We start from the raw sequence: 14028 nt of genomic DNA, 5'->3' as shown, positions 1-14028 counted from the left end.
TTTGGAAAGATTTTTGAATAGTATAAATTATGGTTATAATTTCAAGATTTTTAGTTCCTAAAGGATATGTTGGTATGGCTGTTTTTCCTTTTATTTTTCTGAAATATTATAATTTAAAATCTAATGTTGTTTTATTGAATCATGAGAAGATTCACTTGCGACAGCAATTAGAATTATTGGTGTTTCCGTTTTATGTTTTATATGCTATTGAGTTTTTAATACGTTTAATACAATATAAAACATGGTATTTGGCATATCAAAATATTTCTTTTGAACGAGAAGCATATTTAAATGAAAAAGACCTCAATTATTTACAATCAAGATCTTTTTGGTCATTTATTAGTTATTTATAATTAGTGTCTAATTACAACTTTTTGAATTTTGTGTTTACCAGTAAATAATTGTGCTTTTACAAAGTAGGTGCCATCAGATAATCGCGTATCATTTAAAATGAATTCTGATCCATTGATGCCTTCAGTTGTAAAAATGATTCGGCCTACAATATCATAAATTGTTACGGTGTTGATGGTTCCAATTTCCGAAGTTACCTTTATGTATTCGCTTTTAGGGGCAATTATAGAAATCCCTTCACTATCATCTAATTGGTTGATGTTTAGGGTTTCATTTGTATACCTTAGGATGAAACGATTATTATGTGTACCTGCTTCAATAGTGAAACTATATGGAGATGAACGAATATCATGAATACTATTTAACAGTTTATCTTCTATATAGATGTTTTGATTTTCAGTATTAAAAAGTCCGTCAAGTGTATTAATAGCTATAGTGTGACTTCCAGTTTCATTTGCAATTATACCTAAGGGTACAGTGTCTTCTTGATGAAATGGGAGTGATCTTCCTTGTATTGATAGGGTTTCATTTTCTAAAATCGAATAGAATCCACTATTGTCTCCACTACTAAAATCATAACCGTCATATAAACGATCAAAATTATTTGTTGCATTTTGAATGTAGCCTACTAATATCGTATTAGTAATGTTATTTGGAGATAATAGGTCTAGCCATATTCTATGGCCTTCATTTGCATTGCTATTAGAGCTGTTTTCTGATTCATTGGTTCTAAAGAATGTACTATTGTTATAATTAGTAAGTACCTCTCTCATACTATTATTAAAAGTTACAGTTGTACCTGAGGTTGCTCCATGGTTCATCATCACAAAGAACGCTTGTCCTGAGCCAATATATAAATCACTGGTGCCTGGAGGATTAGAGCCTGTGTTGTTGTGTTCTATATAGTCATTGCCATCATAGTTGTATACATAATCTTCGTAGAATGGATCTATAGTAGCTGCAGAGAATGTTGAATCATGAGGCCATACATAGATAGTACCATTGATGTTTGTGTTTAAGTTTGTAAACGCATTTGCAGAAATTGCTGACGGATAAGGGTTTCCAATTAAATTCCAGTTGTCATCTTCATTTGTAGCTGTATTTCCTATTCCTGTATAATTTCCACCGTTATAGCCACCATGGTATATTGGTTTAGTTATGATTCCGTTATTTGGTACACCACTAAACAATGCAGTGTTGTTTGATATTGTGTAGGTGGTTGCAGGTATTGTTGTTGGAGTTCCGCTAAGACCTCTAACAATATAACCTGTTCCGTTTGTCATTACTCCAGCAGCGCTAAACCATTCACCATGATTTCCTGTTCCATTACCATTAACACTTGGTGTCCAGCCAAAATGTTGGCTAGATGAGGGTGAAATATCACTAACTTGAAAATTAGCCACTGGAGAAGACCAATAAACATATTCAGAATTTAATACAGCAGTTTCATTAAAATTGGGAGATCGTTGCATATGAATATTACCAATATTAACAGCACTGTCTTCAAATTGAACGAGGCTAGAACTACTTTTTAAATTTAAAATTCCCGTGTTTTCTACAGTTAACCTTTCCTGTACAATTAATTCTGTATTAGTACCAACTTCAAGATATGAGTTTGGAAGTAAAGTTAATGTTCTAGCTAAAGCTGGTTGTGGAGGCAGTGGAATTAAGTTAACAATATCTGCCGTTGGAATATTGCCATTTGAAACAGCAGTTGCGGGTATTACTACGCAATCTGTACTTGTTGGGACACCTACTGGAGTCCAGTTAGGAGCTAGGTACCAGTTGTTATTCACAGATCCGTTCCATGTTTTATTACCGTTAGTTACTACAACTTCATCGGTAAGGGTAATTGTAGATCCGTCACAAGTTGAATAAGTTGATATAGCAGTGTAGGTGCCAGCAGCAGTTGCAGTATAAGTGTTTGTTGTTGCGTCTGGTACTCCGGAAGTGTCAGTTCCAGCATACCACTCTACGCCTATAAGTCTAGAATTACCGCTAGGCACAAAACGCCAAGCTTCATTAGTTATCTCCCAATTTTCATCTAAGCCGTTTCTACATGGAGCTACAGTGTATTCATTGCTAGGATTGGTGGCTGGACCTACGTAGTCTCCTTGAATACCTACTATTGCATTTCCTCCATTCCATGGGAAAATATTATCATCATCAATACGCTTTTCTTCAATATAAACCTCGATTACGTTTGTGGTTTCGTATAATACCATCATACCAGAATATAATATAGAATTATCACTAAACATAGGGACATCACTCCACTCTGCAATAAATTTTCTGCAACCTACAATACCTTGAGTTCTTGTTGTAATTGCATTAGCAGGAAGGCCTGATGGATCTATATCATGATATACGCCATAGATGGTTTGTTCAAATAAATCACCAACTGTACTCGGTAGATTGTCGCTAAAAGAATAACCACAACCACTACCAGGTACGTTAGTGCCTGTTAAGCCAAATGCAGGATAATCAATATCAAATGTTATCATACTATTTGCTCCAGCTAAAGTATAGTCGTATTCATTATCGTAAAAGCAAAATGGGAAGCCTATAGCTGTAGGTGTATCTGCCCAATAATCATCATTTGCAATTGTAGAATTGTTAATAGTTGCTCCAAATGCTCCTATATACTGATATGGTATTTTAATAACATCATATGATGTGGTTTCGTGCATCTGCGCATTGGTTGCTAAATCTATTGAGGTTGTATTGCAATCTAATGTAAGGCTAGGGTCAGAATTATAGGGAGTTATAGCAAAAGGATCTGTCCCTAATTCATCTATGATCATCTCACAAGAGTAAGGTGTGGTGTCAATGGCTGGAGTTGTACAAGGTTCTGTAAGGCAAATTTCAAAAGTTCCTGAATCAGTATTAAGACTTTCCCAACTATAAACTCTTATATAATATACATTACCAATAGTTAATCCTGTTAAATTTACTGTTTCTTCGTCTGGATCCCAAGCGTCAGGATCATTCAAATCTTCACAATCTAAACTTGTTAAGGATCCACAAGTACCTGAAAAAACTTGTAAAACTAAATCATATATGGTTCCTGCGGTTACTGATACCGAGTGTTCAGCTGAAGTTGCTGTAAAAGTATACCAAACGTCGTCATCAGCAGTCCCAGAGCATTCTGTTTGTGACTGGGTTGCATTATCTGAAGAACCAACAGTGCCAATACATGATGTGTCTGATGTTAATGTAATAGCTCCCGAACAATCGTCATTAGAAGGAGGAGTTGGTGTGTACGCACAAATATCAAAAGTGCCATTATTATCATTTCCATATTCCCATAATCTAATATATATGGTTTGACCTGGTGTTAAGCCAGTTCTTGTAATTGAAGACATTAGGCCATTATCACTATCATCATCATCACATTCTATTAAGGTTAAAGCTCCACATGTTCCAGAATAAAAAGCCATCCCAGAATCTGTTATAACTCTAGTATTTGTATCTACAATTAATATTCCTGAAGCTGGTACAACAGCCGTAAACCAAACATCTCCACCTGAATATGATCCACAACCAGGTGCTGGAACACCCGCAGTGTTTGTTGCATACTCATTGGTGTATGTTGTAAAATTACAGCTTGAATTTACTGTTAAAGATGTAGCATTACATGGGTTATCGTTAGGAGGTACTGATGCAACAAGAGTTGTGAAGGTTATAGGTCCATCCCAACCACTATAGTTACCTGAACCACAGTCGCTTCTTACAAAAACATAATATGTTGTATTAGGTGTAAGACCTGTAATATTGGCTGTAGTAACTCCGGCTCCTGTGTTCCCCGTGATATCACCAGCTGGAGTATTAGGGGAGTTATCTGGTGATATGATGTATTCGTAACCACCAGTAGGAGCAGGTGTTGCTGCGGTCCAATTAATGGTTGCAGTTGAGATTGCTACTGCAGTAGCGGTAGTTACTGTTGGTGTATTACAAGGAGAAAATGTAGTAGCACAAATATCAAAAGTACCATTATTATCATTTCCATATTCCCAAACTCTAATATAAATAGTGTCTCCAGGTGTTAAACCGGTTCTAGTTATTGAAGACATTAAGCCAGTTGCACTATCATCGTCATCGCATTCTAACAAGGTTAATGCTCCACAAGTGCCTGTGTAAAAAGCCATCCCAGAATCTGTTACAACTCCAGTGTTCATGTCAACAATTAAAGTGCCATTAGCTGGTACAACAGCCGTAAACCAAACGTCACCACCAGAATAATTAGCACATCCAGGAGCTGTAATTCCTACAGTGTTTGTTGCATTGTTATTTGTAAAAGTAGTAAAGTTACAAGTCGCGTCTACTGATAAAGGGGTAGCGCTACAAGGGTCGTCATTCCCTGGAGGAGGTGGAGGGGTGCCACATATACTTGCGTTCCATCCCGTTCGAGTAGCAAATCCGTCACTTATAAAGACAAATGTTAAAGTTTCTGTAGCATGAGTTGATGTGAATGGTCCTATCGAGCCTAAGTTGCCAGAAAAAGGCGATCCTGCAACTTGAGGAGAACCAGCGTCTGGTCCATCGTACACGTATAAATAATCATAGCCAGCCTCAGTATTAAATTCCGAAAACGTGGCAGTAACTGGTCCACCGTCCGGATAAAAGGTCCATGTTTGATTTTCATTAGAACTATAATTCCCTCCTGTACCACCTGTATCGTAAAAATTAGTGGTTGCTCCAGGGCAACTTACGGGAGGTGAAGTTAAAGAAACAGTGATAGTGCCTACAGAAGCATTGACTGTATCGCAATTATATCTATTCATTTGTATACGGTAATCTCCTGTAGAAGCGGGTACGAAATCTATTGATGATGCCGTGCCTCCACAAGCTGGGCCATTATCGTCGTTATAACCAACAACTATACCTCCTGAGTCTCTAATTGTCATTTGCGTATCAAAGCCAGATCCACAATTTGAAACTCTATAAGTTGCGCCAGCAATCATGTTTGTTACTAAGAAGTTTCGTCTTCCTCCATTCGCATTTGGAGGGGTACAAGTAATTGGAGTAGCGTCAATTGGAGCCGCAGTAGTACAAGCTGTATTTGTTGTATATGCTGTACATTGAGAATGTAAACTATAATTACCAAGAATAGTTAGTAATAAAAAGAGTAATTTTCTAATCATAATCTATATTTTTGAACGCACCAACTGGAGGGTGTTGAGCTATATTTATGAGTAGGTGGTAATATGTATAGATTTGGTAGTGAAAATGTTAAAGTATTAAATATAATTACAATTTTAACATTTTTTTAAATAATTGTAAAAGATTTAGTTAAGATGTTAGAAATTACCGATTACAGGAACTTTGAAATTGATAATCAAGTGTTTGTGAAGCCAGATTACTTAAATCACGAAACTGTATCTGGAAATAAATTGAGAAAATTAAAGCATAACCTAATTGAAGCAAAAAATGAAGGTAAAAACACCATTTTAACTTTTGGTGGAGCCTACTCAAACCATATCTCTGCCGTCGCGTCTGCTGGGCAATTACTAGGTTTTAAAACTATTGGTGTTATTAGAGGGGAAGAGTTGGTGTCAAAAATTGAGACAAATGCAACTCTAAGTTATGCCCAATCTTGCGGAATGACTTTAAAGTTCGTTTCAAGAGACAACTATAGAGATAAAACAAACAGCGATTTCATTTTAAAATTACGTGATGAATTTGGAGATTTCTATTTACTTCCCGAAGGCGGTACAAATGCATTAGCTATAAAAGGCTGTGAAGAAATACTAACTGAAGCAGATAAAGACTTCGATTTTATTTGTTGTGCAGTTGGAACAGGTGGAACTATTTCTGGTTTGATCAATGCAGCGTTGCCGCACCAAAAAATAATCGGATTTCCTGCTTTAAAAGGTGATTTTTTAAGTCAGGAAATCACTAAATTTGTATCTAATAAAAATTGGGAATTAATTACCCAGTATCATTTTGGTGGCTACGGAAAAGTTAATACTACATTAATTGAATATATCAATGATTTTAAGGCAACTACTTCTATAGCATTAGACCCTATTTATACTGGAAAAATGATGTTTGGAATTTACGATTTAATTGAGAAAGGTTATTTTCCGAAGACATCAAAAATTTTAGCAATTCATACTGGCGGATTGCAAGGTGTAGAAGGAATGAACCAAAGGTTAAAACAACAAAATAAGCCTTTAATCGTTTGAAGATTATGAAGAAAATAAGTGTATTTGTAGTTATAAGTGTTTTAGTGTTGAGTTGTGGTTCTAAAAAAAGAATCGTGACTGTGAAAGATAAGCGTACTACAAAAACAGAACAAGTGGTAGTAAAACCAAAAACAACAACGACTCCTAAAACATCTCCAGATGTTCATGATACCTCTAACTTGAGTGCTGTTGAGATTTATATTTTAAAATATAATGCTATTGCAATGGATGAAATGCGCATCTCTAAAATTCCTGCAAGTATTACATTGGCTCAAGGGATTCTTGAGTCAGGTTCGGGTAAAGGTCGGTTGTCCATAGAAGCAAATAATCATTTTGGAATTAAATGTCATGGTTGGACTGGTAAAAAAATCTATCATGATGATGATGCTTCGCAAGAGTGTTTTAGAAAATATGATCATGCTCAAACGTCATTTAAAGATCATTCTGATTTTTTAACAGGACGATCTAGATATGCCAATTTGTTTAAGCTAAGACCTGACGACTACAAAGGTTGGGCTAGAGGCTTGAGAGCGGCAGGCTACGCAACTGATAGAAAATATCCTGATAAACTAATAAGTTTAATTGAACGCTACAATCTAGATAAATATGATGATATTATTTTAGGTAGAACAGCAGCAATAGCTCCTGTAGAGGTCAATCATATTGTTATTAAAGGAGATACCTTATACTCATTATCAAGAAAATATAATACGACTGTTGATGAACTTAAACGTCTTAATCGTCTAAATTCTAATGAAATTTCATTAGGTCAACGTCTCATAATAAAATCAAAATAACATGTTATATAAACGTAGTAGTGCGTTGTTTAAAAACGCCGAAAACGTTATTCCTGGAGGTGTAAATTCTCCTGTAAGAGCTTTTAAAGCTGTAGGTGGTACTCCAATTTTTGCAAAATCTGCTAAAGGAGCTTATGTCTATGATGAAGATGATAATCGATACATTGATTACATTAATTCTTGGGGACCAATGCTGTTGGGTCACGCTTTTGAGCCAGTAGTAAACGCAGTTGTTGAAAAAGCAAAAAACGGAACATCTTTTGGAATGCCAACAGAAATAGAAACTAAAATTGCCGAATTAGCAGTTTCTATGGTGCCCAATGTAGATAAAATACGTTTTGTGAACTCAGGAACAGAGGCTTGTATGAGTGCAGTGCGATTGGCACGTGGATTCACAGGAAAAGAAAAAATCATAAAATTTGCTGGCTGTTATCATGGTCATAGCGATGCTTTTCTAATTCAAGCTGGAAGTGGAGCCGTAACTTTTGGTAGTCCTAATAGTCCTGGTGTGACCCAAGGTACAGCAAAAGATACATTATTAGCAACATACAATGATATAGAAAATGTAAAAGCATTACTGGAAGCTAACGCAAATGAAATTGCTTGTGTAATTCTAGAACCAGTAGCTGGTAACATGGGATGTATACCTCCAAAAGATAATTTTTTACAAAAATTAAGAACGCTATGTGATAAACATAATGTATTGCTCATTTTTGATGAGGTGATGACTGGGTTTAGGTTGGCTAAAGGTGGAGTTCAAGAGTTGTACGGTGTTGATGCTGATATTATGTGCTTCGGAAAAGTCATAGGTGGAGGATTGCCTGTTGGAGCATTTGCCGCACGTAATGAGATTATGAATCATTTAGCGCCTTTAGGAAATGTGTATCAAGCAGGAACCTTAAGCGGAAATCCTTTAGCAATGGCAGCAGGTTTAGCTATGCTCACTGAGATTGATAATGATAAAGACTTATTTCAAAGATTAGAAGATAAAACCGAATACCTTCACAAAGGTTGTGCAGCAGCTTTAGATAAACACCAAGTTACGCATACCATTAATAGAAGAGGGTCAATGATTTCTATTCACTTTTCCGAAGCGGAAGTTGTAGATTTTGAAAGTGCTGCTAAAGGAAATAATGACACGTTTAAAGCCTTTTTTCATGGTATGTTAAATGAGGGTATTTATATTGCGCCAAGTGCTTTTGAGACTTGGTTTATTACAGATGCTTTGACTTACCAAGATTTAGATGAAACCATTAGAGCTGTTGAAAAAGTGGCTCAAACGTTATAATCAATATAAGGTATGGTATAAAAAAAAGCGACTATCATATGATGGTCGCTTTTTTTTATAATGTTCGCTAAAAAAATTAGAGTCCTCTAATTAATTCTAAGTAATTATTGTATTCATATGCTGATAACACCTTTTTTAAATCTTCATCTAAAACAGTTTCAATCTTTTTTAAACGTTCTGCGTTAGCGTCTAAATTCTTACTTATCTTTTTATAAGCAATACCATACGTTTGGTAAGCTCTATAAACATCATCCATTTTTGTTTGGTCAAATTTGATGACTTTTCTAAGTTCTTTAGTTTTAGTATTAGCTTCTGCATTAATCTCTAATGTATTTTGAGCAGTCATATCTTGAGTGCTAAACAATAATGCAATAGCAAATGCGCAAAGTGTAATTATTTTTTTCATTGTTTTTGGAATGTAAATTGTTCTACAAGATATAAAATTAGTGATTTTTTGACATAAAAATAAGCATCAATTAAGAAAATCGATGCTTATGAATAAAAACTAATCTAAACCAATCAAAATTTATAGCTTTTATTTGTTGTTTTTGCGTCCTTTTTTGCCTTTAAACTTGTTCTTGCGTTTTCCTTGTGTCTCGGTCCATTTCTCATATTGTTCAGCCGTTAAAATAGATTTCATTTTTTGCTTCATTGCAATTTGACTGTCTAATTGAGCGTTTCTCATCTTTAAACGGTCTTCTTTTGTAGGTTTTTTGGCGTCATCGTCGTTTTTTGCTTTTTCACGTTCAGCCATTTTAGCCTTTCGTTCTTTAGCTTGTTCTAAAAGCACAGTTTCAACTTGAGTTTGTTGAGTTGAAGATAAATCTAGAGCTAAGGTCATCTTTTTTGTGCCTAAGGTTGCTATCTCTTCAGCAGAAAGATTTTTCATCATGTCTCTATCTCCTCTTTCTCCACCTTTTCTTTTTTCTTGAGCAACAGCTTGTAATGAAACAAAGGCAATAGCAATTAAAATTATTTTTTTGCTCACGCTATTTGTATTCTTAATGTAGTGGTGAGATTTTTTCAAATTTTTCATAATGTCTTAAATTTAATTATTGTTTTGTTTTTTAATCGATTGCTCTTTGGACTGTAATTTGTCTTTTAGGTTTAATCGCATTAAAAATTTTAACCTCTAATTAACATCTTGTGCTTTTTTTATGAGTGCTAGTGTAGTGTCGTAAAGCTCAGTGTTTTCCATTTTACTTTTTAACCATGCATAAAAACTCATTACAAAAATATCTTCTTGTTTTTCGTTGATCCATGTGAATGCATGTTCTACTTTATCTTTAAATTTTTGTGAGGTCACTTGTTCAGGGTGTTTATAAAACGACTCTATTATTTTAATAAATGTCACCACACGTTCTTGTTCTATTTGTTTTAAGTAATCAAAATATGAACGTTTAAAACTTTTAAGTCGAGACTCGGTTAAATCTAGTTCTCCAAGTTCTATGTAGAGTATGATTTCGGCTAAATTCTTTTTGATAACCCACTCTTTTCCTGCTTTTTCAATGTAGTATTTATCGGTATGGTAGAATTTTGAAAATATAGTTTTGGCTGCTTTGTAATTTGATTTCTGCATGTAAAACATAACCAGTCCTAGATGTATGTCTAGCACAGATTCCAAATCACTATGCTTAGTTTGTTTTACAGATTCTAAAAGCGAAATAGCGTCGTCTTGCTGGTTGCTATAATTAAGATTGAGTGCTGTTAATAAATGATATTTCAGCTTAAAAGTAGCATCATATTTTTTTCTTTGAGCTTGCATTAACGATTTCATTTGTTCTAAATATGTCAAAGAGTCGTTAAATTTTTTGTTCCTAAATAAGGTGTTGGCAATCATGTAAACCACTTCAATATGATAGACTAATTGCTTGTCTTTTGCTTTATGATTTTTAATTTTCTCGTAAGTATCTATTAAAAAAGGCTCAATTTTTAAATAGTCATTGGTTACAAAAGCCGACAGACTTACAATCGTCATTAATTGATATAAAGATTTAAAGGATAGGGTTTCATTAATCTCAATATTGTGAGCTTTGAGCGTATTGCTAAGTATGGTTTTGAAGTCTAAAACCTTGCCTTTATAGGTCATGTCACTCAAGGTTTGCCTAATTTTTGCGTAAACTATATTAAGTTCTTCTTCAGTAAAATGTTGTTTTTGATTACTTCGGAAATTGGAAATCAACATATCAATATCTACAGACGGATTAAGATAAGCATATTGGATTTTTGTATGATAAATTTCATTTAAAATAGGAAACAGAAAGTGTTCTTGCGCTAAGCCTTCGGCTTTGTCTAAAATCTTATAAGCTATTTCTGGTTTTTTATGAATGAGAAATGTGCGTGATGCTAAAATATATTTAATGATTTGCATATCTACAGAATTTTCTTCTTCTAGATTTAGATTCGCAATAAAGTCTATAAGGGATTGAAAGAGTCTTTTTCTTAAAGCGTGATAAGCGACTTTGTTATCTGTTTTGTAAATGGTTTTACAAACCTCTTTTGAGGTGAGTTCATTTTGAGCTAAAAGCTTAAAAAGTTCTATGTTTTTGGTGTCGTTTCGCTTGTTCTTTTTCTCTAGGTAATTGATAAAACGTTGCTCATCTTCCGAAGAAAACGTTGAAATTATGGCGTTTAAGTTTGTCATGTTTGATTTCTAATAAAACGGAAAAATTTTAATTAATTAATCGTCAGTTAAAATGTGTTATTAATAGTAAATATAGTGTTTAGTTATGTGTTTGTTAATATATAATCGTCAGTTTTTTAAAAAATTTGTGTTTCAGAGACTTGATAACTGTCGCATATTTGCCTTGTAATCAACAAAACAAAAAATTATGAAACAGTATATTAAAATCACCAGCTTTATAATTGCAATATGTACCGTAGTTATTTTTTCAAAGCAAATTCAAGATGAAATTGTAGAGCGTTATAACACTAGTGTTGAGCAGTTGGCGAGTTTATCCATGACGAGTTCAAACCCAATTGGTTTTTAGCATGCAACTCAAAAAATTAAATACGGCATTTATTGTTACTACAGGAGTTTCGGTAATTGTATTTGTGTACTTAGTGTTTTTGGGATTTGATGAGATTAAAACCTTAAAAGATGTTGTAAAAATTATAGCGTCAATTTTGTTCCCATTACCTATGTTGTTTTTTGTGCGTTTTCTTTTAATAGAACATTTTTTACCACAAAACACAGATGAATATAAACTGAAACATCAAAAACCAGCAACCATTTTACTTATAACAAGTGTCGTTATTGGTGTGTTGAGTATGCAAGCTATAGAGTGGGTAACAGGTCAGAAATTAGAAGATCACCTCGTATTTGCACATCTCATCAACTCTACCACAATAAGTAGCTATGTGCTTAATTTTGTGTTGTACAACAATTTGAGAGTCAATGGTATTCTAAGTGGTATTCTTCTCTCACTAGCTATGCATGTGTTTTTTCTAACGGCTTAACCCTTGCAAGGTTTATTTTAAATATCATTTATAGCGAAGTAAAACATTTAAAAAAGTTTAATCATCAAAAATTTAAAATTATGAATCCAATTATTCAACCTCCAAAACCGAGAAGCAACTCTAGTAAAAGAGAATTGTTATTTACGTTTCAATCTATAATTGTAACCGGTTTATTAGCCTTTACAGCAATAGCGTTTTTCTTTCATTTTGATCTAAGAATAGAAAAAGGTATTAAAGTTGTGTTTGCGCCATTTTTATCTGTAGTGCCTTTACTATTTATTTTATCCATTCTTAGAGATTTACGTAAAGGCTTTAAAGAAGGGAATTACACCAAAGATGAGATCGTGAAATTTTGCCTTATAACAGCCGGAATTACAGCTGCATTTACAGGTGTTACATTTTTACTCTCGAAGATTGATGCTTTAGAAATATTATTAGCCGCAATAATGGCCATTTTAAGTGTTGTATTTTTTATGCGAAGTAAAATTAAGGATATTCTTGGTATGAGTATCATAACAGGAATTGCTGAAGGGATTATCGTTTATATGATCTTTTTGTTTTGATGATGGGTTAGTTAGTAACCCAAAACCCTTTTGGTGTATCTGCTTAAAGGGTTTTAAATATTAGAAACAATGAAACAAAAACTCACAAAATACCTTATAGATTTCTCAAATTTTAGTTTGACAAGACCAAGTAGTGATAGGTTAAGAATTATAGAAATTCTTGCAGTAGTCGTCACAGGAGTAGGAAAGTTTGTATGTATGGATTATCTCAATTGGAGATTGCCCTTTGTACTTGTGGCTATATCATTGTGGTCACTTTACGCAGTATATCGCTATAAAAAAGATAAACAGGTTTTAAAAGATTGGGGATTTAGGACAGATAATTTTAAATTGGTTTTAAAATTGGTATTACCGTTTGCACTTGTTTCAGTTATTACTTTTATGGTGATTGGTGCTGTGCAAGGTACATTAAATCCAACATGGCATATAATTCCGTTATTGATAACATATCCTATTTGGGGAATGGTTCAGCAATTTTTAACCATAGGTTTAGTGGCAGGTAATTTGAGTACATTAAAGTGTGTTAAGCTAAAAAAAACAAGTGTTATTTTAATCGCTGCAACCTTATTTTCATTGGTACATTATCCATCTATATGGTTATTGATAGGGACGTTTATTCTAGCTTTGTTTTATGGGTATATTTATCTGAAATCTAAAAACTTGTACGTTCTAGGCTTGTTTCATGGTTGGCTTGGTTCTTTGTTTTACTATACAGTAGTTAACCAAGATCCGTTTGCAGATATATTCTTGAAGTATTTAAACTAGTTGTTTTTTACTTTTTGCCAATTCTTCTAAACATCACTGTAAATGCATAAATAGTTGCCAGGATTAAAGCTGTAAGTAGTGCGAACTTTAATGACGATTTAAAGGTGGTTTCTACAAAATGGTATATCCAACCTAAGGCTATAATGATATTAAATAATACAATCATATACTGTCTAGCTTCTACTTTTTTAAGTTGACTATCATAAACGACAAAAGTGTTTGATATTTGGTCATGAATTGCTCTTTCATCATCACTAATTCCAGAGAGTAAAGTTATAAACCTGCTCAAACTCCTTGTGAACAATTGTATGACATTAGGCTTATCTCCATTTTTATTTACGACTTTGCTTTGAGTTTGAAATTTTCCAGGAGTTCTGCTAAATACTAATTCAAATACAAAATAGTATACAAATCTCGTAACAAGATAAATTAGAAATGCGGTAGCTTTGATTTTAAACGGGATGTATTCATAATCATCAATTAATAAAAAATAGATCACAACAGCCGTTATTCCTAAAACAGAAGATAAAATAAAATCGATGCCTAGGTTTTCACCACGTTCAGTTTCGGTAGCAAGATTATGGTTTGGGTATTTATTGTGAGTTATTTTCATGAAT

At 33.8% G+C, this 14028-nt stretch carries 13 protein-coding genes; 8 read left to right on the top strand and 5 right to left on the bottom strand.

Annotated elements, in window-relative coordinates:
• Positions 1 to 29: 29 nt before the first annotated feature.
• Complete coding sequence (locus TD29_RS12915; protein WP_040281165.1) at positions 30 to 353, top strand: hypothetical protein; 324 nt, start codon at positions 30 to 32, stop codon at positions 351 to 353.
• On the opposite strand, the gene TD29_RS12910 is transcribed toward TD29_RS12915, so the two are convergent.
• Positions 354 to 5495: a fibronectin type III domain-containing protein gene (locus tag TD29_RS12910; protein WP_152611518.1), complete on the bottom strand. Its 5142-nt coding sequence runs from the start codon at positions 5493 to 5495 to the stop codon at positions 354 to 356.
• A gap of 153 nt (positions 5496 to 5648) precedes the next feature.
• Between TD29_RS12910 and TD29_RS12905 the strand changes: the two genes are divergently transcribed.
• The 3 genes from TD29_RS12905 to hemL are packed head-to-tail and all read left to right on the top strand — an operon-like array spanning position 5649 to position 8624.
• Complete coding sequence (locus TD29_RS12905) at positions 5649 to 6539, top strand: 1-aminocyclopropane-1-carboxylate deaminase/D-cysteine desulfhydrase (RefSeq protein ID WP_040281163.1); 891 nt, start codon at positions 5649 to 5651, stop codon at positions 6537 to 6539.
• A gap of 5 nt (positions 6540 to 6544) precedes the next feature.
• Complete coding sequence (locus TD29_RS12900; RefSeq protein ID WP_040281162.1) at positions 6545 to 7336, top strand: glucosaminidase domain-containing protein; 792 nt, start codon at positions 6545 to 6547, stop codon at positions 7334 to 7336.
• 1 nt (position 7337) lies between these two features.
• Complete coding sequence (hemL, locus tag TD29_RS12895; protein WP_040281161.1) at positions 7338 to 8624, top strand: glutamate-1-semialdehyde 2,1-aminomutase; 1287 nt, start codon at positions 7338 to 7340, stop codon at positions 8622 to 8624.
• 76 nt (positions 8625 to 8700) lie between these two features.
• Here the strand turns inward: hemL and TD29_RS12890 are convergent, their stop codons facing one another.
• From TD29_RS12890 to TD29_RS12880, 3 genes are all read right to left on the bottom strand, one after another.
• Entirely contained in the window at positions 8701 to 9030 is a 330-nt protein-coding gene (locus TD29_RS12890; RefSeq protein ID WP_040281160.1) for a hypothetical protein, read from the bottom strand.
• Between the two features lie 129 nt (positions 9031 to 9159).
• Positions 9160 to 9612, bottom strand: coding sequence for a hypothetical protein (locus tag TD29_RS12885; RefSeq protein ID WP_040281310.1), 453 nt, complete (start codon positions 9610 to 9612; stop codon positions 9160 to 9162).
• Between the two features lie 144 nt (positions 9613 to 9756).
• Positions 9757 to 11268 (bottom strand): hypothetical protein, encoded by a 1512-nt coding sequence (locus tag TD29_RS12880; RefSeq protein ID WP_040281159.1) that lies wholly within the window; start codon positions 11266 to 11268, stop codon positions 9757 to 9759.
• Positions 11269 to 11455: 187 nt separating this feature from the next.
• On the opposite strand from TD29_RS12880, the gene TD29_RS18535 reads away from it, so the two are divergent.
• The 4 genes from TD29_RS18535 (at position 11456) to TD29_RS12865 (ending at position 13411) form a co-directional block, all read left to right on the top strand.
• Positions 11456 to 11614 carry a hypothetical protein gene (locus tag TD29_RS18535; protein WP_161792621.1) on the top strand — a complete coding sequence of 53 codons (159 nt, stop codon included), beginning with the start codon at positions 11456 to 11458 and terminating at the stop codon, positions 11612 to 11614.
• 1 nt (position 11615) lies between these two features.
• Positions 11616 to 12083, top strand: a complete 468-nt coding sequence (locus TD29_RS12875) for a hypothetical protein (protein WP_040281158.1) — start codon at positions 11616 to 11618, stop codon at positions 12081 to 12083.
• An 80-nt stretch (positions 12084 to 12163) separates the two neighbouring features.
• Positions 12164 to 12646 carry a hypothetical protein gene (locus tag TD29_RS12870; RefSeq protein ID WP_040281157.1) on the top strand — a complete coding sequence of 161 codons (483 nt, stop codon included), beginning with the start codon at positions 12164 to 12166 and terminating at the stop codon, positions 12644 to 12646.
• A 69-nt stretch (positions 12647 to 12715) separates the two neighbouring features.
• Positions 12716 to 13411, top strand: a complete 696-nt coding sequence (locus tag TD29_RS12865; protein ID WP_052467112.1) for a CPBP family intramembrane glutamic endopeptidase — start codon at positions 12716 to 12718, stop codon at positions 13409 to 13411.
• A gap of 7 nt (positions 13412 to 13418) precedes the next feature.
• Here the strand turns inward: TD29_RS12865 and TD29_RS18010 are convergent, their stop codons facing one another.
• Complete coding sequence (locus tag TD29_RS18010) at positions 13419 to 14024, bottom strand: RDD family protein (RefSeq protein WP_052467111.1); 606 nt, start codon at positions 14022 to 14024, stop codon at positions 13419 to 13421.
• Positions 14025 to 14028 lie beyond the last annotated feature (4 nt).

This window comes from Psychroserpens damuponensis (assembly GCF_000826655.1).
GTDB classification, from domain to species: domain Bacteria; phylum Bacteroidota; class Bacteroidia; order Flavobacteriales; family Flavobacteriaceae; genus Psychroserpens; species Psychroserpens damuponensis.
The sequence above is the reverse complement of the archived record's forward strand: the minus strand, read 5'-3'. Positions and strand labels throughout refer to the sequence as shown.